The organism is Vibrio sp. E14, assembly GCF_020515785.1.
Classification (GTDB): domain Bacteria; phylum Pseudomonadota; class Gammaproteobacteria; order Enterobacterales; family Vibrionaceae; genus Vibrio; species Vibrio diabolicus.
In genome coordinates this window covers 478,367-502,060 of the sequence record NZ_JAHPJI010000003.1, presented here as the reverse complement: position 1 = coordinate 502,060, position 23,694 = coordinate 478,367, and the positions used below count along the sequence as shown (strand labels likewise).

Genomic DNA, 23,694 nt, shown 5'->3' with positions numbered 1-23,694 from the left:
ACTAAGTCAAAACAAGACTCACTATAGGGAAGCCATCGCTTCCCTTTTTATTGCACGTTAGTTAAGCACGTCGATGGATAATCTCATCCAAAGGTACAGGTCTTGCTAAGTAAAACCCTTGAACTTTATCAACCCCACTTGAGCGCACAAAGTCATAGTCAGACTGCGTTTCCACCCCTTCCGCTACGACCTCGCAATTTGCAATATGTCCTAACTTAGCAACCAATCGATACAGCTGCCGTCCACGATGATCGTTAGCGTCCAATAGCAGCGATCTGTCTAGCTTAATCTTGTTAAATGGATACTTGAACAAATGAGGAAACGATGCGTAGCCCGTACCAAAATCATCCATTGTGATACGAACTCCCATACTCTGTAGAGCTTTCATGGTGCTAGTTAAAGAAACTTCATTGTCTAATACGGCTTCTTCAGTAATTTCAATTTCAAGCCATTCAGCCGGGATTCCAAAATAGACCAACCTGCCTTGTAAATGCTGAACAAAATCCACTTGTTGAATGGTAGCAACAGAAACATTAATGGCCACTCTTCGCTGCTCAGATAATCCCATTTCCTTCATATCCGACAACACCTTTTCGAGTACTAGTTTATCGAGCAGTGGCATGGCATCTAACCGATGAAAATCTTCAATAAACGTTGGTGAAAGTAAGTTTCCATCTTCATCTTTATATCGAATAAGCGCTTCGTAAGAATACTGTTCCGCATCCTTTGTTGAGTGCTGCTTTTGATAAAACATCACCAACTCGCCTTCACGAAGAATGGAAGTTAAACGTTTCTGCGCGGATGACTTGCTGATACTCGATGTGTTCGCATCTTTCACACTACTGAGTAGTGATTTAAATAGGGATTGTTCTAAACCATTGTAAGTATTGCTTACACCAAGCTGCCCCACATATTTGCCTGCATAGGCTAGATAAAAAGGTCGATAAATTAGTACACCAATCGCAATCACCACCAGTTGAAGTATCGCCCCCTGTGCATGATGTCCCATTGCAACATAACCACTCAAAAGAGGCGGTGTCATCCAGTTCACAATATTTTCAACAGGCGCAATTAAGCCGGAGGCAATCGCGCAATAGGTGATGATAAAGCTTACCAGCGGCACTAATACAAATGGGACGACCAGAATAGGATTAAAGATGATAGGCAACCCAAATAGCAGCACTTCATTGATGTTGAACATCACCAATGGTGCTGCCGCTAACGCCAGTAAAATATGATTGCGCTCTTTAGCGAACAATAACAGACACAGGAGTAAACTGATGCTATTCCCTGACCCGCCCATGGATAAAAATGCGTCGTAAAAACCTTGGCTAATGACGTTAAGCGACGCTTCGCCTGTTTGCCAAGCAGCCATGTTGGCTTCGGTCGCAGCGTATATTTGCTGCTTGATGGCAAACAACATGTTGTGACCATTAATGCCCGCCGCTCCCAATAAGCTCAAGATGGATTGATAAAATAATCCTCCTGTGAACGTCAGCGGATCAAAGTTAAGTCCTGCCACTGTTGTAGTAAAAGCATCCATCACCGCTGCGGTGACATGAGATAAGCAAACCGCAAATAAAACGAATACGAAAAAATGTAAGACATCTTTAAAAAGACGGGAAGAGAAGTCCATTGCTTGAGGATCAAGCAGCTCAATTCGGAAACTTTTACAATAAACGTATGACACTGTTGCACTAAAGAGTGCTAATAACGGGTTATTCGGCAACATGTAATTACTAGAAAGGCTGTCATTCTCTATTGAAATTAAATAGAACATGACCAACGAATAAATGATGATAATCGCGCTCGACACATTCACTTTATGCGATAAATAGTAACCAGCCACAATGCAAAACGCTGTGGGATATAAGTTGATTAAAATATCAGAAAGATGGAACAATAACTGAGAAACCTCTGACATCCCTAGGATTCTAGAAGCGTGACCCAAAAAGATGGCAAGTGCGTTAGATAGCGTCAGCGGTAACAGCAATAAGGCAATAGATGCGAGATCAGTAAGATAAGATTTAGATCCAAGTCGCCATTTATCTGTAAATACCGTTAGACGATGAAAGGGGTCAAATACGCGTTCACGACGAGTGTGCATGGTGAGTTCTTATATTAAGTAATAATCATCGGCTGCGAAATAGGCAGCCGTAAATGCAACGGCCAGACTCAGTAACGTATTATTTGGTGGATAATTTTTAGTGTTTCTATTGGCTAAAACAATAGTTTGAATTGCCAGTCACAGCGCAAAGATGTCGCAAGTGCAATTTAACGATTATATACCCCTTGATCCAATGAGATTATTATCCTTAACGATAAAAGCCATACCAAGCATCTCGATATGGCTATCGTTAAAACTGATGTATATACCCAAATGACTTCAAGAAGGAGGCTTCGGTGACACGCCCTTAACGGGCGAGTTGATTTGGCTCACATACACTGTGAACGATTTTTGATTTAGCACGAGTAGAACTTCAAGTCGTTGTCTCGTCTGTAAAAAAATCATTCAATCCCGTGTAGCTCTTTCCAGTTTCCTGGATGAACCACGTAGCCGAACAGGGCATGCCCACCATAAACCAGCTCGGTTCCTTCCGGGATCCACAGCATCTGACCTGGGTGCACAAAATGTGTCTCACCGTTTGCGGTCAGCTCGAAACAGCCTTCAATCACAAAAATAACCTCATCATAAAGCACCGTCCAAGCCACTTGAGCGCCTTCCCATTTAGCAAAGCCTACGCCAATGTTTGGTGAAATTTCCGGGCTTAACGCTCGGGCTACGTACGCCATTCCCGGCGTATCACCACGAACATTAAAATCTAGGTTTTTACTATCAACGAGTTTGACTTGCTTCATAATTCACTCCGGCTTTGCCATTTTGCTAATTGGATACGCGTTTTTACTCCCATGCCTAAAAAAGGCTCTGGCGGATTCAAACAAGGCATTCCTGTCACTTGCTGTATGTCATCCAATGATTTAGATGTCGCACCAACAACATAGTCAGCTAACAGCGTTCCAGAAATGGTTCCCCACGCAGCACCAACACCATTGTCACAAGCGCTGGCATAAACACCTTCATCTAATTGACCAAAAAAGTTAGTAAAGTTACGAGAAATGGCATATACCCCACCCCATGTGTGAGTAAATGGTACGTCGGCCAGCTCGGGGTAACGCGCCAAAAAGACTTGACGATGATCGTCTCGGATTTGCTCTCTGACTTTATCGTTCATGCTTGAGCCATATTTCGGCACGTGTTTGTAAGTATTTCGGATCAAAATACGTCGATCGGCGGTCATACGTAACGTCGTTCCCGCATGATCTGCTGGAGTTAAACCCCAATTCAGCTCACCTCCGTATCGTTGCATTTCTGCGTCGGTCAATGGACGCGTCCAGCTTGCAAACGTCATCACTGGCAGTAATCTGTTTTTAAGGTAACCAAACTCACGAGTAAAAATGCTGGTGCCAAGTAACAGTTCAGTGGTTTCAACAGAACCACTATCTCCATGTAATACCCAGTAACCGTTTTCTTTACTGAGTTTGCGGATTGGCGAGTTTTCTAACACCTCGACATTCTCTGGAAGGCTTTCCCCTAGCCCACGCACCAGAGCAGCAGGTTGCATTAAATAACCACCTGGCGTGTAAATTGCGCGGCTGTAGTAATTTGTCCCTAAGACTTTCGCCAGCTCACTGCCATTAACATGGAAGTATGGTTCGCCAAGGTCTTTCATTAGGTGCTCAAAGTGATCGAGATACGCTTCACCGCGCGCCCCTACGGCTCCTTGATATTTGCCCTTTGCTGACCAATGACAAGAAATACTGTGCTTCGACACTAAAGTGTCTAGCTGAGCAATCGCAGAACGGTTGAGCGATAATAACTTTTGTTTGTGCTCAGAATCGGGATGCTCAAGTGAAAACTTATGAGGCAAATCGATCACAAAGCCCGAATTTCTCCCTGACGCCCCTTGGCCGATACGTTGCGCATCAATCAGTATAATTCGTGCGTTAGGCTGAAGCTCAGCTAAACGTCTTGCCATAGCTAGTCCAGCGAAACCGGCACCTAGCACGGCATAGTCAGCAGTTTGTTTACCTTTTAACGCTGGTTTTTCTGCAATACTTGGCAACGCATGGTACCAACCACATGTTGCATCATCATTGGGTAAATGAATCATCTTCTTTCTCCGTTACGCTGCTGACAGTTTCAATGACAATTGATCTAGCCAAGGACCTCGTAATGACTGTACTTTTCTTCCTAGCAACGCAAAGCCAAGCATCGTTCCCTCAGGAGAATAAAACGCAGCGGTCAATTCATCTGCCTGACTCTCGATGTACCATTGTCCCAGTTCGTTCGGGGCAACCGGGAAAATAGTGAGTGGAAGAATCGGCGTTTTTACAATCACAGGAGTTGGCGTCAACGAGATTGACGCGACATCGCCTAGCAAGCTTTTCGCTACGGAAGGAATCATTTGATTAATCGGCGCAATATACGGCTGCCAACCTTGCTCGGTTTCAACACAGTCGCCTAGCGAGTAAATACTCTCATCACTCGTCTGGCCGAATTGATTCACTTTAATGCCGCGGCCCACTTCGAGCCCTGCTTGCTCAGCCAGCGATACATTTGGCTTGAGCCCAACCGCGCTTAGCACTAGGTCTGCTTCAATCTGCTTGCCACTGTTTAGATGCAAAACCGCGCTTGATTCGGACCTTGGCTCGATTCTGGCGATACTGTCTTGTAGAGCCCATTGCACGCCTCGATCTGCAAGTGCACTTTGTAATGATTCACCCAACTGTTGCGGGATCAAACGCTCCATTGGCCATTGACCTAACCCGATAACTGTTACTTCATAACCGCTTTCGATCAGGTCATTCGCGAACTCACAGCCAATTAAGCCATCGCCGAGGATCGCGATGCGCTTTTCGTTCTGTAGCTGGGTTCTGAAACGGCGGTAATCAACTAAGTCGTTCACACTCATAACACAAGAGCGATCACCCTCAATTGGGGTTTCAATCGGTGATGCACCTGTTGCCAGTACCAAGCGACTGTAGGCGTATTTACCGATAGAGGTGTGTAGCGTTGAATTGGCACGATCGATCTTTTCAACGCGGGTATGCGGGTAAACGCGGATATTGAGACGGCTTTCCCACTCCAACGCGCTTTCACTTTGTAGCGCGTCGCCGTCTTTGTTCATGACCAGTGCATTAGACAATGCAGGCTTGCTGTACAGTGCGCCATCATCAGCGGTAAAGACAGTGATCGGAACCGTTTCAGATTGCGCTCTAAGTGCCGCTGCCAACTGGTAACCACTGTGGCCACTACCGATGATAACAATAGGGTCAGCTGAAAATATAGGCTGAGTGACTTCAGATGGAAGTGGCTGAGCCGCATTTGGCTGAACAGACGATCCTACCGACACCGAAGACACTGCCGCGACCTCTTCTACTGGCTCATCGTCGGTGATTTCGATCATTTCAAAATCGGCCTTACCCACTAAACAGTCGGGGCATAACCAATCATCCGGCACATCTTCCCATGCTGTTCCTGGTGCAATGCCATCGGATGGCCAACCTTGTGCTTCATCATAGATTAAGCCGCAAATAATACAGAGCCACTTTCTCATCACTTTTACTCCAACTACCTTGTTCAGAATTTCCGTGTTTACAAACCACTGTCAGATTTGTAGCGATTCCATCAACCTCGCCCTAGCTTGTGGTCTGAAATCCAAGCCGGTGCGAGGTGATGAAAATCAAGTTACACGGTAGCTATACGTTGCTGTCTTGCTGCAAACGAATGGCAATATTGCGTGTCTGGACATAGCTATAAATCGCTTCTTGTCCTTTTTCTCGCCCAAAACCGGACAAGCCCACGCCACCAAATGGTGTTTCGATACCACCAGCAAACCATTCATTGATGAACACTTGCCCACCACGCAGTTGCTGCGCCACACGCAATGTTTGGTTTAGGCTTTCACCAAAGACACCAGCGACCAGGCCAAAATCGGTGCCATTCGCGATTTCGATTGCTTCTTGCTCAGTTTCAAACGGTGTAATCACCAACACAGGACCAAACACTTCTTCTTGTGCAATGCGCATATCTGGCGTGGCTTCAATCACTGTTGGAGCGACAAAGTAGCCCGATAGATCAGGTGCGTAGCCACCCGTCAGAATGTTCGCGCCGTCGGCTTTTGCTTGCTCTATCATTTCAAGCACGCGCGCTTGTTGATCAGCGGATACCAACGGTGTGATGTCTGGCTGGCTTTCACCTTGACCAATGGTTAGGCCTTGCGCCATTTTCACTACCGCCGCTTTTACTTCTTCATAACGCTCTTTTTGAATTAGCAAACGAGACATTGCCGAACACACTTGACCCGCGTTAAAGAAAATACCGACTTGAACGCTTTGTAAAAGCGTTTCAAGACTCACATCTTTCAGTGCAATAGCGGCCGATTTACCACCCAGCTCCATCACAGATGGTGTGGCGCGTTGCGCTGAATCTTTCAGTATGCGTTGGCCGGTCGGCACAGAACCCGTAAAGACAATTTGATCAACGTCTTGATGCTGCACCAAATGACTGCCAACCACAGAACCTTTGCCACATAGCAGGTTAATCGTGCCTTTCGGGAAGCCCGCTTTTTCAATCGCTTTAATCAACAGTGTCATGGCAAGTGGAGAAATCTCTGGCGATTTGATAACCACTGCATTACCAGCAGCTAATGCTGGTGCCAATGAGCGTGCACAAATAGAAACTGGGAAATTCCACGGCACAATCTGCACTGACACACCAAACGGCACATATTGGGTGAAATCGACATAGCCTTTACCCAACGGAATTGACGTGCCTTCCAGCTTGTCGGCCATGCCAGCGTAGTATTCGAAGTAACGTGCCGACTCTAAAAACTCATCTTTGGCATCTTGCAAAGATTTCCCATTTTCACGACAGGCAACTAACCCACCTTCATCAACCATTTCACGAATAGCTGCGGCGGCTTTTAACATCCACTCGGTTCTGACGGCGGGACGAACGTCCGAAAGAAGGCCTTGATTGACCACTCGGCGTGCCGCTGCCATTGCGCGATCGGCATCGGTGATAGTGGCTTCTGCAATCGTCGCATACGCTTCGGCTGTGCCAGGATTCATGACGGTCAGCGCTTGCTCTGAATCGCACCACTCACCATCAATATAATTAAGGTAATGCATCATCTTACTGCTCCAGTGCCGCTTTCACTTGCTTTGCCAACCAGGTTTGGAAGAAATGCGTCGGAACATCCATTTCTGGTGAGAACACGCCACCACTAAAGCCAGGTGAGTAACGACCTTCCTGCATACCTTCGACCGCTCCAATATCTTCGCCGAACACGACTCGCCACGACTCAACGGTAGCAGTACGACACGCAGCAAACTCATCTTTTGTTGCTTCATCACCCACATAGAAAACGCGTAGGTGCTCAACACTCTTATTCGCAGTGATTGGTTCAATCATCATTGCAAAGGCATGATCGGCTTGAATACCAAGCAACACGTTTGGAAAGAGTGCAACGTATTCTGCATGACGCAGTTTATCTTCTGGCCAGCTTGGAAACTTAGGTAAGTGTGTTCCTGCTGTATCAGAAAGGTTGTACGCGAGACTACCTTGACCAGCAAAGCGCTCTGCAAACATGATGTTGTAGTGATCCTCTAGGCGAGAATAACTGTTCAAACTCGGATGCACCCAAGGTAAGTGGTAAGCCTCACAGTAGTTTTCTACGGCAAGCTTCCAGTTACTTTTCACTTCGATCTCTAAGTTGCCACCCATGTTCACTCGGCGAAGAAGACCTAACCCATCTCCACCTAAGAACTGCTGCCAACGTTGCTCTAGCGGCGCGATATGCTCTTCAAAGCTTTCTGCATTGCCCGATAAGTTAACGAATACCATGTCCATCCAAACGGCTGAACGAAGTGGCTTAAGGCCGTGTTTTTCACACTTAAATCGATCATCTTTGTGTTTTGCGATACCACCGATGTGTGGTGTGCCTTTTAGATTGCCGTCAAGATCGTACGTCCATGAATGGTAAGGACAGCGAATCATGCCTTGAACTTCGCCCGCTTCATGCACCAGCTTCATACCTCGGTGGCTACATACGTTGTGGAAGACTTGGACTTCACCTTGACGATTTCTCATCATGAGTAGTGGAAGGTTCATGAAATCAAGTGGCATCACATAACCATTTTTAAGCAGGTCTGATGCAAAACCAATGCATACCCAAGTGTTACCAAACACCTGATCACGCTCAAAAGTAAAATACTCTTCGCTGGTGTAGGCCTGATTCGGCATACCTGTTGCTTCACTGATTGGATTCAGTACATTATCAACAAGTTCAACAGGAATAATGGTTTGGTTGACATTGCTCATATTCTTATCTCCGAGAGTCGAGTTGCATCCAGTGCGTACAACATCGTGTTGTGTTAGTGGAGATGATTTTGATTAACAACCCAGCAACAAACAAACGACTTTTTCGCCGGGTTTGGATGAGTTTTTGTCATTCATGCATTGATCTCAAACAACAAAATAACCTTTTAATTAACAAGGTTCTTCTTGTCATGATTAATACTCATTAACCGATGAGTATTAATCAGTTGAAACACAAAAGCCCTCTCTCTACTCTCTTTCAAAAATTAACAATAACGCAACAAACAATAACGCTAAAACAAACGCACTGTGAGGGATGCCTATGAGAGCAACATCTGGGATATTGAAAGGACTCAATCCGACTGTGACAATCGCATCAAAGATCGTCGTTATCGGTTTTGTACTTTTCTGCGCCATTCTCGCCAACCAAGCGGGCCAATACTTCGAAACGATTTCCGGCATTTTGCTGCAGAATATGAAGTGGTTTTACATCGGACTTGTTTCACTCGTTGTCGGTTTTCTTCTTTACCTTATGGTTAGTCGATATGGACATATTCGTTTGAGTAAAGATGACGAAAAACCAGAGTTTAGTTATTTGTCTTGGGTATCCATGCTTTTTTCCGGAGGCATGGGGATAGGCTTAATTTTCTGGTCGGTCGCCGAACCGATGTGGCATTACGCTGACAACCCATTTACTCAAGGCCTGACCAATGAAGCCGCAACAACATCAATGAAACTGACATTCTTTCACTGGGGTCTACATCCTTGGTCTGTCTTTATTATTGTTGCACTCGCATTAGCCTACTTTTCCTACCGTAAAGATCTGCCTTTTACTCTACGCTCTATCTTGTACCCTTTGATTGGCGATCGTATTTATGGGCCTATCGGGCACACGGTTGATATCCTAACAGTCGCGGTGACTGCTTTCGGTATCTCTCAAACCTTGGGGATGGGAGTTATCCAAATAAACTCTGGTTTGAATCAAGCCTTTGGTCTAGACATTAGTTTGGGGATTCAACTCTTTATTATCGTTTCCCTTTGTACTTGTGCGGTTGCGTCGGTGCTATCTGGTGTAGGGAAAGGTATTCGCCGTTTATCAGAATGGAACATGCTGCTTTCACTCGCACTCGTGCTGGTCGTACTTTATATTGGCCCAACTCGCTATATCTTAAATACGCTACTTGAAAGCACGGGGCTTTATGCACAAAACATTGTCGGTATGAGCTTATGGAGCGATGCACAGAATGACTCTGGCTGGCAAAACTGGTGGACGGCTTATTACTGGCCTTGGTGGATGACTTGGGCACCTTTCGTTGGCATGTTTGTAGCTCGTATCTCTAAAGGGCGCACAATACGTGAGCTTATCGGAGGTGCTCTCATAGTTCCTACGCTGATCACGTTTTTATGGATTTCAGTATTTGGTGGCGCAGCGTTAAAGGTAGAGCAAGACGCTCGTGTTGCTCATCAAGAGTAAGTCACTGCGGCACAAGAAGCCAAACAAACACCACCTGCAGATTTTTCTGGAGGCCCGATTCTTGAAGCGACCAAAGCTGATACGACACGCGCTTTGTTTACGCTATTCGACAACCTAGATACAGGTATGTTTGGTAAACTACTTAGCGTACTTGCGTGTTTATTACTCGGTACTTATTTCATTACCTCCGCGGACTCGGGTACCCTAGTTCTATGTACCCTCGATGCCGCTGGACACAGTGAACCTCCCACGTCTATACGCGTATTGTGGGGGATCATGATCGCCGCCATTGCGGGAGTGCTTCTATATGCAGGAGGGTTAAAAGCAATGCAAACGGCCTCCATTATTGCCGGTTTCCCTATCGCGATTTTTATCGCGGTGATGAGCTTAACGCTGTTCCATAGTATTCGACGCGAACCTAAGCCATGGGCAATGCTTCCTGAGCATGTTCACCCAGAGCAAGAGAAACTTGATGGTCCTGTTGAACCGCTTGTTGAAAGCAAAACGGTAGCTTCTGAACCTATTACTTCAACATCCTCGCTGAAAGATGATTCGACACTCAATCAAGGACCAGCACTCACTTAGTGCGTCATTTCATCCAATCAATTCAAACAAAGCGGGAACTGATATTCCCGCTTTTTTAACATGACCAAACTCTGTTCTTTTCTCTGCTTATTGATTTAGGCTAGGCCTCGGTCACCCACTTCATCTGGCAACTGATGCAAAAGCCATTCTCTAAAACGTTTGACGCTTGCTGGGATTAAACCTCTATTTTTAGGTTCAAGCATAGAAAAATTGGAAGGTGTTGAAAGAACGTGTTCGACTGGCCTAACCAAAGCACCGCTTTGTAAATAGTCGTCCACTAATGAGCCCCAGGCTAACGCGATGCCCTGACCATTAATTGCCGCTTGTAACAGCATTGGATAGTTATTGATGTTCATGCGATTACGAGGCGAAATATTTGGCAACCCTACACTCGCAAACCACTGCTCCCAATTCACCCAGTCTCTTTGAGACTCTTCCAGATAGAGTAACGTTTTATTGAAGATTTCTTCTGGCTCACTAGGCTGGCCGATTTTCTCTAAATAAAGCGGGCTACACACAGGGAATACTTCTTCTGAAAATAGCGTTGTCACATCCATTTCCGCAGGTGGAGTGCGACAATAAAACAAGGCGATATCGCAATCTAATCGGCGTAAGTCCAACACATTATCTGAGGCCAATATCCTTATATCGATGTCATCATGTTCATTTTGAAATTGAGCAACCTTAGGCAACAACCACAAGGCTGCCATTGCATTTGTCGTCGCAACCGTGATCTTTTGTTCGCCCTGCCATTTCTTCACTTCACCCGTGATTTGAGCAATATCGAGCAAAGATTGGCTGACAGCTTGATAATATTGAAGACCTGTAGGCGTTAAGTTAATGCTTCGATTGGCTCGCGTGAACATAGCCTTGCCTAAGTATTCTTCTAATTGTCTAATTTGGCGACTGATAGCACCTTGGGTCACGTTTAGCTCGTCAGCGGCTAACGTAAAACTCAAGTGCCGCGCCGATGCTTCAAACGCAACGAGGCTATTTAAAGGTGGGAGGGGTTTGATTTTCATGTATCTTCCAGTAAGGCAGTATTGTAATTATTTTTATTCCCGGCAATCTTATGTTGCACGTGGATAATGCCATTCTGGACAACACCTCAAAAACGACAATTTATAAATGATAAAAAATAGAGATGAATCATAAATTGTTGTGAGAGAGGCAACCGTATACAGTTTCGTGGCTACAACGAGCACAAAAAAGAGGAGCAGTTACTCCTCTTATGCCTAGCCTTTTGCTCACTTTCTCCGAGTTAGCCCATTTACCCTATTGCCAATTTAGTGCTCGCGTAACGCGCTTTTTTCTTTCTTGGACTGGCTAAGAAGTACGCCAAAGTAAGGGGGCCTAATCGTCCCATAAACATCATGAAGATGATCACTAACTCACCCGGTTCGGACAAACTGCCCGTTAAGCCTCGCGACAAACCAACCGTACCCAGTGCCGAGACCGCTTCGAACATAATGTCTAACATAGACGCTTTCTCTGTCAGTAACAGCGTGAATATGGCAAACCAAGTCACACCCACCGAGATCAGAGTCAGCGCCAATGCCTTGCTGATGGTCTCTTTGGGAATCTCGCGTTGAAAGGCATAGGTTGCTTCATCACGACGTAAATAGCTGTAAGTTGCCAAGACTAACACCATAAATGTCACAACTTTAATACCACTTGCCGTGCTCAGTGATCCACCGCCGATAAACATCAACACCAGAATGATCGCCGTTGTGGCATCTTCCAACTGATCGATAGCTAAAGTGTTGAACCCTGCCGTTCTTGGCGTCACCGCTTGAAACCACGATGCCCACCATTTCCCTGCTTCGCTCAACGGGGCAAGCGTGTTGGGGTTGTCATATTCAATCAGGTAAATCGCGATAAGTGCCACCACGTTAATGATCATCGTGCCTAAGATCATCATTCGACTGTAAACGGTGAGTCGGTGCCAACGGCGATTGCGTTTTAAGTCAATCCAAACCGAGAAGCCTAAACCACCAATAATAAACAAACTGGTAATGGTGAAGTTAACGACCGGGTCGTCCACGTAAGGCATTAAGCTATCGGTACTCAACGCAAAACCTGCATTGTTAAACGCACTGATGGTGTAGAAGAAACCATGGAACAAACTGGTTTTCCAGCCCAGCTCTTCACTCCAATAAACGCTCAAAATAGTGAAACCAATAAGTTCAACGAGCAGAGCGAACATCAATACAGATTTAGCGGTGGCAATGAGTGTCGATGAGTCAGTCTGGTTGAACGCCTCTCTCGCGACTGCTCGCTCCAAAAAGCCAATTTTTCCGCCCAGAGCCAGCAAGGTCACGATAGCAAACGTCATCAAACCTAGGCCACCACATTGAATCAGGAAGGCAATAACCACCTGCCCAAAAGGCGTAAACGCCGTGCCCGTGTCTACCACAACTAATCCCGTCACCGTAATGGCCGATGTCGCAGTAAACAGGCTTTGAATCCAAGTAATGGGCTCTGTGGTGGCAATCGGCAGTTTGAGTAAAACTGTGCCGAGCATGATCAAGCACGCAAAGCTGAGGCTAAGTATTAATGGCGGAGCGCCCAACAATTTTTTGCCCGCTTTGGGTTTTCGCTCGATTGGGATAATAGAGGGATGCCACAAAACCATGTTACACCAACCTTGGAGCGACGTATTTCAGCTCAGCGCGACTACCGCAAAGCAACAGCGTGTCGAACTCATTAAGCACAAACTCATCATTGATATTGGTGTAGACGGCTTCTTCGCGCTTCACCAAGATTGGCTGAATGTTGTAACTGCCTCGGCTGATCAACTTAGAAAGCGGCGTATCGTGCAGATTGGATTTAACGTGGATTTCCACCACATACAAGCCATGCCCCATTTCTAAATAGTTGTTCACCATCGGATAGTTGAGTGCCTGCGCGACTCTTACGCCCATCTCCTCTTCAGGATGAATAATACGTTGTACACCAAGCTTAGACACGATGGTATGGTGCGCTTTGGTGCTCGCTTTGACCCAAATGGATTTCACACCCAGATTTTTCAGCGCCAGCGTACACAACAAACTGGCTTGCATGTCTTCACCAATCGCCACCAACACCACATCACTGTTCGCTAGCGCTAACTCTCTGAGTGCGCCTTCGTCTGTTGCGTCACATATGACCGCTTGCGTTAACTCTTCGACGTATTTCTCGACGATTTTCGGGTCGCTATCCACACCCGTTACGGTGTGTCCAAGATGAATAAGTTCTAAGCTGGCGGCAACGCCAAATCGCCCTAAACCAATTACTGTAAAGTGAGCCATATCAATCCCTAACTGTGTTTTATGTATAGAAAATGCAAATGCGTTAAGGGCTAGACTGATTTTCCGTCACGGAAAATAGGCAACACGAATCCTGTTCGAGTGCCGATAACCAGCACTAAACCTTGGCATTAACGTTGATTAAATTTGGAATTTAGTGGTGCTTGGACGTCTCAAGCACTAAACGATAACCCAGCCCCGGCTCGGTTTTTAATAGTCGCTGTTCGTCAGCACTATCGTTCAGTTTTTTGCGTAGTTGACTCACTAACACGCGTAAGTAGTGAGTATCTTCGACATGACTTTTTCCCCAAATCACCGCTAGTAAATGAGTTTGCTCAATGAGTTTTCCCGGCTTGAGAATCAACTGTTCAATGAAAGAAAACTCTTTCTTGGTGAGTGGAATTTCCCTCTGATCCAACCAAAATTGGTGAGTACTTTTGATGATTTTGACTCGGCCAGCCACCAGCTCATCAGCGATGGATTGCTCATCCACCAAATCTCGAACCAGCACTTTGATGCGCGCGATGAGCTCTTTTACGCCAAAAGGCTTGCTCAAGTAATCATTCGCGCCCGCTTCTAAAAGGCGAATTTTTTCCTCTTCTTGATCGCGAGCTGTCAGCACTAGCACTGGCGTTTTATACGTCTGACGAAGCGTAGTGAGAAACTCCGTTCCATCGCCGTCGGGCAAGCCTAAATCTAGCAGAATGACATGCGGCGAATACGCTTCGAAACACGATTTGGCTTCTGCAATGGTACTCGCGCCAATGTAATCAAACCCTTCAGCAGACAGCGAAATACGAATAAAGGTATGAATGCGAGGCTCATCGTCCACGACTAAAACTTTGTAACTCACGCCTGCTCTGCTCCTTGATTGAGTGGAAGTCGAATGCGGATCAGCGTCCCTTCTGATACTGGCATAGATTGAATCTCTCCTTGGTGTGCGGTGATGATGCCTTTGGCAACCGCGAGTCCCATTCCGGTTCCTGAATCGGCCGATTTGTTGTTCACGCCGGAATAGAAAAGGTTGAATATTTTTTCCGCATCTTCAGCTTTGATGCCAATCCCCATGTCCCGAACATCAATAACGCACGACGAACCCTGCTTAGAAAGTGAAACCTCAACAGATTCATTCTCTGGTGAAAATCGCATGGCATTATCCAGCACATTAAAAATCGCTTGTTCGATGAGCGAACGACTTACTGATAAATAACCAACGGAATCATCCATATTCATGGACACTTTCTCGGTGTAATTCGGCAAACGAGAAACCGCATCCCGCACAATATTCGCAATAGGCTCATCTTTTTTGGTAATTTTTAATGTGCCGTGTTGGAGCTTAGTCGCCTGTAAGAGGTTCTCTATATATTGATGCAAGCGGTGGCTTTCTGAAGTCGCACTGTCGAGCAATTCTTTGCGCTCTAAGTCATTGAGCTTGGGCATGTACTCGTTGAGTGTGGTCAGTGTTCCAATAATGGTTGCCAGCGGCGTGCGTAGGTCATGGGACACCGATAGCAGGATGCTGTTTTGCAGCTTGGTTTGTTTTAACTCGCCCTGCTGCCGACGATAAAGATCCGCGAAGGTGCTGGTGATAAATGCCACCACCATAAACACGACTAGATTAAAAATGTCTTCCGGACGAAACATCTGCAAAGAATAACGAGGCGTCGTGAAAAAGAAGTTGAAGCTCAGCGCTTCGATCACCGCCGCCGCATAAGCGAATCGCGAGTTGCATTGAAACGCCACCACCACAACTGCTAACTGCAAAATCAGCAGGACCGCAGCTGTAGAGCCAAACAATTGGTCCAACAGCCATGAGGCCACAACCGCGCCAACAATCACGATGGCAGAAAAGAGAAATGTGTTATCTCGCCAATGAGCAAACATAAAGTACATCAACCAAAATTCGATGCAGAAACTTTAGCAAAAGCCCATTCGGAGTTCGCGTAAAAAAAGCGTAAAAAATGCAAGAACGACAGTGAGTTATAGACATAACCATCATTAAGTTGGCCTAACTTAATGAATAATCACAAGTAAACGTCACCCATTGACGCCTACTAACTCGGTATAAACGGCAGACATAAAAAAGAGGAGCATTTGCTCCTCTTTCGTGTAGCGTCATATTAGATGACTTGCAGTTGAGCATCACCTTGCTCAGACAAAAAGCCGCCGGTTTGATGCTTCCACAACTGAGCGTAAACACCACCCAATTGCAGCAGCTCGTAATGCGAGCCTTGCTCAATGATTTTGCCGTCATCCATTACAATCAAACGATCCATCGCGGCAATCGTTGATAAACGGTGAGCAATCGCAATCACTGTTTTTCCTTCCATCAGAACTTCAAGGTTTTCTTGAATTGCCGATTCTACTTCTGAATCAAGTGCAGACGTTGCTTCGTCCATGATCAAAATTGGTGCGTTTTTCAGCAGCACGCGAGCAATCGCCACACGTTGACGTTGACCACCAGACAGCTTCACGCCACGCTCACCCACTTCAACGTCATAGCCAACGTTACCTTGCTCGTCTCGTAGAGATTGAATGAAATCATGAGCATGTGCTTTCTCAGCAGCTGCGATAACGGCATCCATTGAAGCATCTGGATCACCGTAAAGAATGTTCTCTTTAATTGAGCGATGTAGCAAAGAAGTGTCCTGCGTGATCATACCGATATGTTGACGCAGCGACTCTTGTTCGACTTGCGAAATGTCTTGCCCATCAATACAAATCTTACCCGTATTCACATCGTAAAAACGCAGCAACAGGTTAACCAACGTGGATTTACCTGCCCCAGAGCGACCGACAATACCGACTTTTTCGCCCGGTTTGATGGTCAGGTTCAAGTTCTCAAATACCGCCTTTTCATCACTGTAGTTAAAACCTACGTGATCAAAGCAGATCTCACCTTGAGAGATTTGCAGAGGCTTGGCATTTGGTATGTCTTTTACTTCGACGTCGTTTGAAATCGTATTAATACCGTCCACTACCGTACCGATGTTTTCAAACAGTGCACTAACTTCCCACATGATCCACTTCGACATTCCTTGTACGCGCAACGCAATACTAATGGCAATCGCAATAGCACCAATTGTTACAGCGTGATCTAGCCATAGATAAACCGAAATGGCACTGATAGACATCAGCAGTAAATAGTTGATGGCATCGACACTAAACAGCAAACAAGTCACCATGCGCATTTGGCGGTAAACCGTCACCAAAAATTGCGTCATGCTGCTTTCTGCGTATTCCAACTCTCGCTGTGAATGAGCGAATAGTTTTACGGTAGAAATGTTGGTGTAAGAATCGACAATGCGCCCAGTCATTACAGAGCGAGCATCCGCTTGCTCTGTCGCTACTTGTTTCATTTTAGGGATAAAGTAGAACTGGATAACCGCGTACATTCCTATCCAAATCACAATAGGCAACATTAGCAAACCATCGGCTTCGCCCATCATCCAAAGCATCGAAAGAAAATAAACGCTGATATAAACCAGTACATCCACCAGCTTCATGACCGTTTCTCGTACCGCTAACGCACTTTGCATCACTTTGGTCGCAACTCGGCCTGCAAAGTCACGTTGGAAAAATCCAACCGCTTGTTTTAGCAAGTAACGGTGAATCAACCAACGGATAGACATCGGGTAGTTACCCAATAACGTTTGGTGCATCACCATTGAGTGGACAAAACCCAGAGCTGGCATCACAACCGCAACTAAGAACAGCATCATTAGCATGCGATCACCCTGATCTTGCCAGAATGTTGCGCGATCTTGATTAGAGAGAATATCGACGAGCTCACCCATATAACGCAACAGCGTCACCTCAGTAATGGCAATAAGCGCACTGAACACAGCCATGACAAGTAAAGGGGCTTCAAAGCCACGAGTGTAAAAGCGACAGAAGCCAAAAAGTGTCTTCGGTGGCTTTTCGGTTTCCATCTGGGGAAAGGGTTGGGTCAGTTTTTCAAACCAATTGAACATAACAACGACTTTAAGTACCGCGAATGAATTTGCGAACGTTTTACTATCTTTTGATACAAAAGTCAGTAAAATACCGAAACAAAAGTTCAAATGATAATAATTACAATTAAGCTTAGCGTTAATCATAATTGTCGGGAATATATTTATGACAAAGAATAACTTACTGACCATCGCGATCCGTAACGCATTGGTCTGTGCTTTGGCACCAACAGCAGCAGTGGTTGCATTCACAGCACAAGCTCAAGAAGACGTTGTACAAGATGACATTATTGCAATGGAGACCATTACGGTCACTGCGCAAGCACTTAAATTAGAAACCCCTGCGGCAGAAACTCCGCGCAGCGTATCTATCATTTCTGAAGATGAACTTCGTGTTCGTGCACCGCAAAAATTGGACGAAGCATTACGCTACACATCTGGCGTAACCGCTCAGCCTTATGGCGCCGACAACGACACCGATTGGTTCAAAGTTCGCGGTTTTGATGCTGCGACTTACCTAAACGGCAACCGCCTATTCCGCGATGGTTACTACACATGGTTGGTCGAACCTTACGGCCTAGAAAGTGTGGAAGTGGTTAAAGGCCCATCAGCTATTCTGTTTGGTGAATCGGCACCAGGCGGTATCGTGAATGCAGTACAGAAAAAACCAACGTTTACGCCTCAAGGCGAAGTAAAAGTGGAAGTGGGCAACAACCAACACCAGTCTGTGGGTTTTGACATTGCTGATGAAGCAAACGACGATGGCACAATCCGCTACCGTTTGGTTGGCCTGATGACAAGCCAAGATGGCGAACTGGACGGCACCAATAACGAGCGTTTTTATCTAGCGCCAAGCGTCGAGTTCGACATTTCTGACCGCACAATGCTGACCGTTTTGGCCACTTACCTTCGTGATGACGGTGTGCCAACCAACCCATTCTTCCCAGCAGCAGGAACTTTGATTGGTTCTAACTTTGGCAAAATCGATCCTTCGACTAACCTTGGTCAGCCAAACTACGATAAATACGAACGCACGCAGTTCTCTCTAGGTTACTTGCTAGAGCACGACATCAATGACACGTGGTCATTCTCTCAAAACCTCAACTACGGCTCCAATGAGTTGTACTTGCGCAGCTCTTACGCATTCTCAAACAACGATCCTGCAAAAGAAGAATTAGCGCAAGGCATCGTATTCCGTGACGGCAAAAACCAGAGCATCACATTCGACAATAACGCTGTCGGCAACTGGATGACAGACAACGCAGAGCACACGGTGCTTGTCGGTATGGATCTGCAATTCCACAAAACCGATGGAGACGAGCAGGACAACTACGCGTTTGGCACCATCAACCCGTGGAACCCAGTTTACGGCAACTTCACCCCGCTTGATCCTGCCAACAACGTGAAACGTGAGATTGAGAAATCTCAAGCAAGTCTCTATTCGCAATACCAATTGAAACTGCATGAACAGTGGATTGGTAACGTGGGTGCTCGTTACGACTGGGTGAAAACAGAAAACTCTGGCAAAGGCGCAGGCGTTGATCAAAACGAATCTCGTGATGATGGTCAGTTGTCTCTCAGCGCGGGTGTAATGTTCCTTGCAAACAATGGTCTGTCACCTTACGCAAACTACTCTCAGTCGTTTGAAGTGATCAGTACAATTGATACAGCAACCAATGAACTATACAAACCGCTAGAAGGCGAACAAGTAGAAGTAGGTGTGAAGTATGAGCCAGGCTTTATGGATGGCTTTATCAACCTTGCATGGTTCGACATTACGCAAAAGAACGCGTTGGTGACTAACCCTTCAACATGGATCGCGACACAAACGGGGGAAGTGACTTCTCAAGGTATTGAGCTTGAAAGCACGGCGCAGCTAACCGACGATCTAAAACTGATGGCAAGCTACACCTACACTAAAGCGAAAACAGATGAGAGTTTTGGCCAAGGTAAAAAACAAGCCGCACTTATTCCTGAACACCAAGCTTCAGCATGGGTAGACTACAGCGCCTACAGCCTGATTCCAGGCCTCAATATCGGTACTGGTGTGCGCTACGTAGGTGAGTCAAAAGATAACCCTAAGAGCTCGAACCTAACTGTTCCTTCAGTCACTCTTTGGGATGCGTCAGTCACTTACGACATCACTTCACAGTGGCAAGCACAGCTAAACGTGAACAACATTCTGGATAAAGAGTTTGTTTCAGGTTGCGATTACTGGTGTTACTACGGCCAGTCTCGCTCTGTCATGCTAAACGCAAACTACCGCTGGTAATTGAACTTTCTACTCCCCTCTCTTGAGGGGAGTTTTCTCCTAAGAGTCATCCATGTTTCAACTGTCTAATATTGAGATCGTTCGAGGTGGACGTCAGATCCTCGTCATCGACCAACTTAACATCCCAACGAATGAACTAACTGTCGTTTTGGGCCATAACGGTTCAGGCAAATCGACACTGGTGAACCTGCTTTCTGGTCAAATGTCACCAGATAAAGGCACGGTAGCATTAAACGACACTTCCCTTTCATCACTCAAAACCAAAGAGCTGGCAAAGCAGATCGCCTATTTGCCACAAAAGCTGCCCTCCTCGGCTGGTTTAACAGTAGAAGAGCTAGTGCGCTTAGGTCGCTTTCCGTGGCGTGGCGCACTTGGTCGCTGGAAACCTGAAGACAAACAGATCATCGCAGAAGCCATGGCTCTCACTGGCGTAGCTCCGTTTGCTCAAGCATTAGCGGACGATTTATCGGGCGGTGAGCGCCAACGCGCTTGGGTGTCTATGCTGTTGGCTCAACAATCACCGATTTTAATTCTCGATGAGCCAACCTCGGCGCTCGATGTTCACCATCAGTTTCAACTAATGGCGCTGCTGGCGGAACTGAATCGAACCGAGAATGTAGGCATTATCGTGATCCTGCACGATTTGAACTTAGCACTGCGCTATGCAACCCACATTGTTGCGCTCAAGAAAGGTCAAATTGCGTTCGAAGGCAACGCCGACATGTTGCTAGATGAGGATCGCCTTTCTGAGTTGTATGAGTCACCGATTAAGCTCATTGATCATCCAACTCCAGCCAACACATTGGCGAGCCAAAAGGTGGCTGTTGTATGCGCATAATAGCTCGTTTACTTACTGTGGTTACACAATCTGCTTTTCTGTTAGCATTTTTTATGACTAATGCAAATGCAGTCATCACCGTTACCGATGAATATGGTGAGCATAGTTTTGAGCAAGCGCCGCAGCGCGTTATCGCCTTAAATTGGGACATCCTAGAACAAGTTTTGGCGCTAGACGTGGAACCAATTGCCGCCCCCAATTTACCAGGCTACCTCCAATGGGTGGTTAATCCGTATGCGCCAGAGTCAATCGAAGATATTGGAACCCGAGCAGAGCCCAACTTAGAAAAAATAGCCAGTTTGAAACCAGATGTCATCCTTGCTGCGTCTCCACAGCAAGACTTGATTCCGTTACTCAAACAAATTGCTCCGATAATCTATTTACCTAATTTTTCTGAAAATGAGGCTGCGGCCGAGACTGCTATTCGCCACTTTCGTACGCTTGGCAAGCTATTCAATAAAGAGGCATTTGCTGAACAGAAACTGGCACAATTAGACACATCATTTGAGCAAATGCGCCAGCGAATTCGCCACTATTACTCTGAGCCACTCAGTGTTCTGGTGATGCGTTTTTCAACGCCGAATACGGTGTTTCTTGCAACCGAAAATTCCACCACAGACTACGTGGTCAGAAAGCTGGGATTACACGCTCCAATTAAAGAGGCTCCACGCGCGTGGGGCGTAAAGCAAGATCGGATTAATCGACTTCAAAACCTTCAAAACAGCTACGTTCTCTACGTACAACCTTTCCCAGAAGAACGCAAACTGAAAGATTCGACACTTTGGCAAGCGATGCCGTTTGTAAAGAAGCAGCGGGTAAATTCAGTCAGAGCAGTGTGGGCGTATGGCGGTGCTATGTCTTTGCAATACACCGCTGAAGCGATTACCGACAGTCTAATAGAGTTGGCACCAAAGCAATGAGAACGAAACATTATATTGGTTATCTGGCGCTGATTACGTTACTTAGCGTCTTTAGTCTACAAATTGACACTAATTTATCACTCTTCGAACAGTGGCAATTATTAACAAAACCAGAGGTAGCGAGCGAATTTCGTGACGTATTTTTTACGCAAGCTCAGCTTCCTAGGTTAAGTATTACTCTGCTTGTTGGTGCCATGCTTGGTCTCACCGGCAGCTTAATGCAGCAATTAACGCAGAATAACCTCACCTCGCCGTTGACTCTTGGCACCTCTTCTGGTGCTTGGCTTGCATTAGTCGTGGTAAACATTTGGTTCGTCGATTGGGTAGCCGATTACTCTGCATTAGCCGCAATGGCGGGAGCTTTAGTGGCGTTTGGCCTGATCGTATCAATTGCCGGCGTACGTAATATGACAGGTTTGCCGTTGGTCGTTTCGGGGATGGTGATCAATATCTTGCTCGGTTCTATCGCCACAGCCATTATTATTTTAAACGCCCAGTTTGCACAGAATATTTTTATGTGGGGAGCAGGAGACCTTTCTCAATACAGCTGGGATTGGTTTGAATGGTTGCTGCCACGCTCTGCTATTGCAATCGTCATTTTGATCGTCGCACCACGTATTCTGACCTTAATGAAACTAGGACAAGAAGGCGCAGCAGCCCGAGGCTTAGCGGTATTACCTGCTTTTAGCACGTTAATGGTGATGGGTATTTGGCTGGTATCAGCCTCAATCACTGCGGTTGGTATCATCAGTTTTATCGGCTTGTTAACACCAAACATCGCCCGTGCAATGGGAGCGAGAACGCCACGCGACGAATTGATCAGCAGCATGCTAATGGGCGCAATGCTATTAATCATCACAGACTCTGCCGCCATCTCATTAAGCTTATGGTTAGAGGAAACCATTCCTAGCGGCGTAACGGCTGCAGCTATTGGCGCTCCCGCTTTAATTTGGTTTACTCGTAAAAAGCTGACGGCAACCGATCAACTTAACCTTTCAATGAGCCAAGGAAAAACGGCGCTTTCTAAGCGCGCAGTTTGTAGCATAGTGATAATGAGCATCGTCGGGGTTCTGGTTTACTCATTCGTTACCCATGGTATAAACGGGATCCAATGGTCCGTGCCAGGGGAGTTCCAATGGCAATTACGCTGGCCGCGAATGCTAACCGCACTTTCTGTCGGTATTGCGCTATCCGTTGCCGGAATCATTTTGCAACGCATTGTTTACAACCCTCTGGCCAGCCCAGATATTCTCGGTGTGTCTTCCGGAGCCACGTTTGCCATTATTACGACAGGAGTCATCGCTGGGTCACTTCTCTCCGCATTTAACTGGGGTATCGCTTTTTTCGGAAGTATGTCCGTATTGATGTTATTGCTGATTATCGGTAAACGAAGCCATTTTAATCCATCTAACTTCGTGTTGTCCGGCATAGCACTAACGGCACTATTAGAAGCCCTTGTTCAATTTTCGCTAGCTCAAGGTTCTGGTGACAGTTACAAAATTTTATTGTGGCTAACTGGTTCAATTTATCGAGTCACAGCCGACACCGCACTGATGCTATGTTTGGCAATAATGGTTCTGCTTACCGCTGTATTCGCGATTTCTCGCTGGCTAACATTAATTTCCATCGGACGACAATTCTCAAATGCACGAGGACTTAACCCCACCGTAGCCAATACGCTAATGCTCACCATCGTTGCTTTATTATGCGCCTTTTCTACCGCTACAGTTGGTCCGATATCTTTTGTTGGCTTGGTCGCTCCCCATATGGCGATGATGTTAGGAGCAAGAAAAGTGAAAGAGCAACTAAGTGTCGGAGCCTTAATTGGTGCAACCCTAATGTTGTGGGCAGATTGGCTGGGACAAATCGCTATTTATCCAAGTCAGGTCGCAGCTGGCACATTGGTTGCTATTTTAGGCAGTACTTACTTTCTGTTTTTAATGCTGAAAAGTAAATTCAGCTAAGTATTCAGGGAATATAGT

Annotated in this window: 16 protein-coding genes and 1 pseudogene; 5 read left to right on the top strand and 12 right to left on the bottom strand. The window is 46.1% G+C overall.

Annotation, left to right across the window (positions count from 1 at the left end; translation table 11 throughout):
• Window positions 1-61: 61 nt before the first annotated feature.
• The 6 genes from LIX84_RS11690 to LIX84_RS11660 form a co-directional block, all read right to left on the bottom strand.
• Complete coding sequence (locus LIX84_RS11690; protein WP_226421368.1) at window positions 62-2,107, bottom strand: EAL domain-containing protein; 2,046 nt, start codon at window positions 2,105-2,107, stop codon at window positions 62-64.
• A gap of 401 nt (window positions 2,108-2,508) precedes the next feature.
• Complete coding sequence (locus LIX84_RS11685) at window positions 2,509-2,859, bottom strand: ethanolamine utilization protein EutQ (protein WP_025768531.1); 351 nt, start codon at window positions 2,857-2,859, stop codon at window positions 2,509-2,511.
• Complete coding sequence (locus LIX84_RS11680; protein ID WP_226421367.1) at window positions 2,856-4,172, bottom strand: NAD(P)/FAD-dependent oxidoreductase; 1,317 nt, start codon at window positions 4,170-4,172, stop codon at window positions 2,856-2,858. Before LIX84_RS11680 ends, LIX84_RS11685 begins: the two co-directional genes overlap by 4 nt.
• A 12-nt stretch (window positions 4,173-4,184) precedes the next feature.
• A complete protein-coding gene (locus LIX84_RS11675; RefSeq protein ID WP_443083700.1) occupies window positions 4,185-5,618 on the bottom strand; it encodes an FAD-dependent oxidoreductase in 1,434 nt (477 codons plus the stop codon).
• A gap of 142 nt (window positions 5,619-5,760) precedes the next feature.
• Window positions 5,761-7,197: an aldehyde dehydrogenase family protein gene (locus LIX84_RS11665; RefSeq protein WP_226421366.1), complete on the bottom strand. Its 1,437-nt coding sequence runs from the start codon at window positions 7,195-7,197 to the stop codon at window positions 5,761-5,763.
• 1 nt (window position 7,198) lies between these two features.
• Window positions 7,199-8,386, bottom strand: coding sequence for an aromatic ring-hydroxylating oxygenase subunit alpha (locus LIX84_RS11660; protein ID WP_226421365.1), 1,188 nt, complete (start codon window positions 8,384-8,386; stop codon window positions 7,199-7,201).
• 313 nt (window positions 8,387-8,699) lie between these two features.
• Between LIX84_RS11660 and LIX84_RS11655 the strand changes: the two are divergent.
• Window positions 8,700-10,442 (top strand): annotated as a pseudogene (locus LIX84_RS11655) (BCCT family transporter).
• A 95-nt stretch (window positions 10,443-10,537) separates the two neighbouring features.
• Here the strand turns inward: LIX84_RS11655 and LIX84_RS11650 are convergent.
• From LIX84_RS11650 to LIX84_RS11625, 6 genes are all read right to left on the bottom strand, one after another.
• Window positions 10,538-11,464 carry a LysR substrate-binding domain-containing protein gene (locus tag LIX84_RS11650; RefSeq protein ID WP_005392445.1) on the bottom strand — a complete coding sequence of 309 codons (927 nt, stop codon included), beginning with the start codon at window positions 11,462-11,464 and terminating at the stop codon, window positions 10,538-10,540.
• A gap of 248 nt (window positions 11,465-11,712) precedes the next feature.
• A complete protein-coding gene (locus tag LIX84_RS11645) occupies window positions 11,713-13,077 on the bottom strand; it encodes a TrkH family potassium uptake protein (RefSeq protein WP_226421364.1) in 1,365 nt (454 codons plus the stop codon).
• 1 nt (window position 13,078) lies between these two features.
• Window positions 13,079-13,732: a potassium channel family protein gene (locus LIX84_RS11640; protein ID WP_005375180.1), complete on the bottom strand. Its 654-nt coding sequence runs from the start codon at window positions 13,730-13,732 to the stop codon at window positions 13,079-13,081.
• A gap of 151 nt (window positions 13,733-13,883) precedes the next feature.
• Window positions 13,884-14,582, bottom strand: a complete 699-nt coding sequence (locus LIX84_RS11635) for a response regulator transcription factor (protein ID WP_226421363.1) — start codon at window positions 14,580-14,582, stop codon at window positions 13,884-13,886.
• Window positions 14,579-15,613 carry a sensor histidine kinase gene (locus LIX84_RS11630; RefSeq protein ID WP_031812218.1) on the bottom strand — a complete coding sequence of 345 codons (1,035 nt, stop codon included), beginning with the start codon at window positions 15,611-15,613 and terminating at the stop codon, window positions 14,579-14,581. Before LIX84_RS11630 ends, LIX84_RS11635 begins: the two co-directional genes overlap by 4 nt.
• 236 nt (window positions 15,614-15,849) lie before the next feature.
• Window positions 15,850-17,703: an ABC transporter ATP-binding protein gene (locus LIX84_RS11625; RefSeq protein ID WP_226421362.1), complete on the bottom strand. Its 1,854-nt coding sequence runs from the start codon at window positions 17,701-17,703 to the stop codon at window positions 15,850-15,852.
• A 145-nt stretch (window positions 17,704-17,848) separates the two neighbouring features.
• Here LIX84_RS11625 and LIX84_RS11620 point away from each other — a divergent pair, with 145 nt between their 5' ends.
• The 4 genes from LIX84_RS11620 to fhuB are packed head-to-tail and all read left to right on the top strand — an operon-like array spanning window position 17,849 to window position 23,676.
• On the top strand, window positions 17,849-19,954 hold the full coding sequence (locus tag LIX84_RS11620; protein ID WP_226421361.1) for a TonB-dependent siderophore receptor: 2,106 nt from the start codon (window positions 17,849-17,851) through the stop codon (window positions 19,952-19,954).
• Between the two features lie 52 nt (window positions 19,955-20,006).
• Window positions 20,007-20,792, top strand: a complete 786-nt coding sequence (locus tag LIX84_RS11615) for an ABC transporter ATP-binding protein (RefSeq protein WP_226421360.1) — start codon at window positions 20,007-20,009, stop codon at window positions 20,790-20,792.
• Window positions 20,783-21,712 (top strand): iron-siderophore ABC transporter substrate-binding protein, encoded by a 930-nt coding sequence (locus LIX84_RS11610; RefSeq protein WP_226421359.1) that lies wholly within the window; start codon window positions 20,783-20,785, stop codon window positions 21,710-21,712. The genes LIX84_RS11615 and LIX84_RS11610 overlap by 10 nt, the downstream gene beginning before the upstream one ends.
• Window positions 21,709-23,676: a Fe(3+)-hydroxamate ABC transporter permease FhuB gene (gene fhuB, locus LIX84_RS11605; RefSeq protein ID WP_226421358.1), complete on the top strand. Its 1,968-nt coding sequence runs from the start codon at window positions 21,709-21,711 to the stop codon at window positions 23,674-23,676. The genes LIX84_RS11610 and fhuB overlap by 4 nt, the downstream gene beginning before the upstream one ends.
• The last annotated feature ends 18 nt before the right edge of the window (window positions 23,677-23,694 follow it).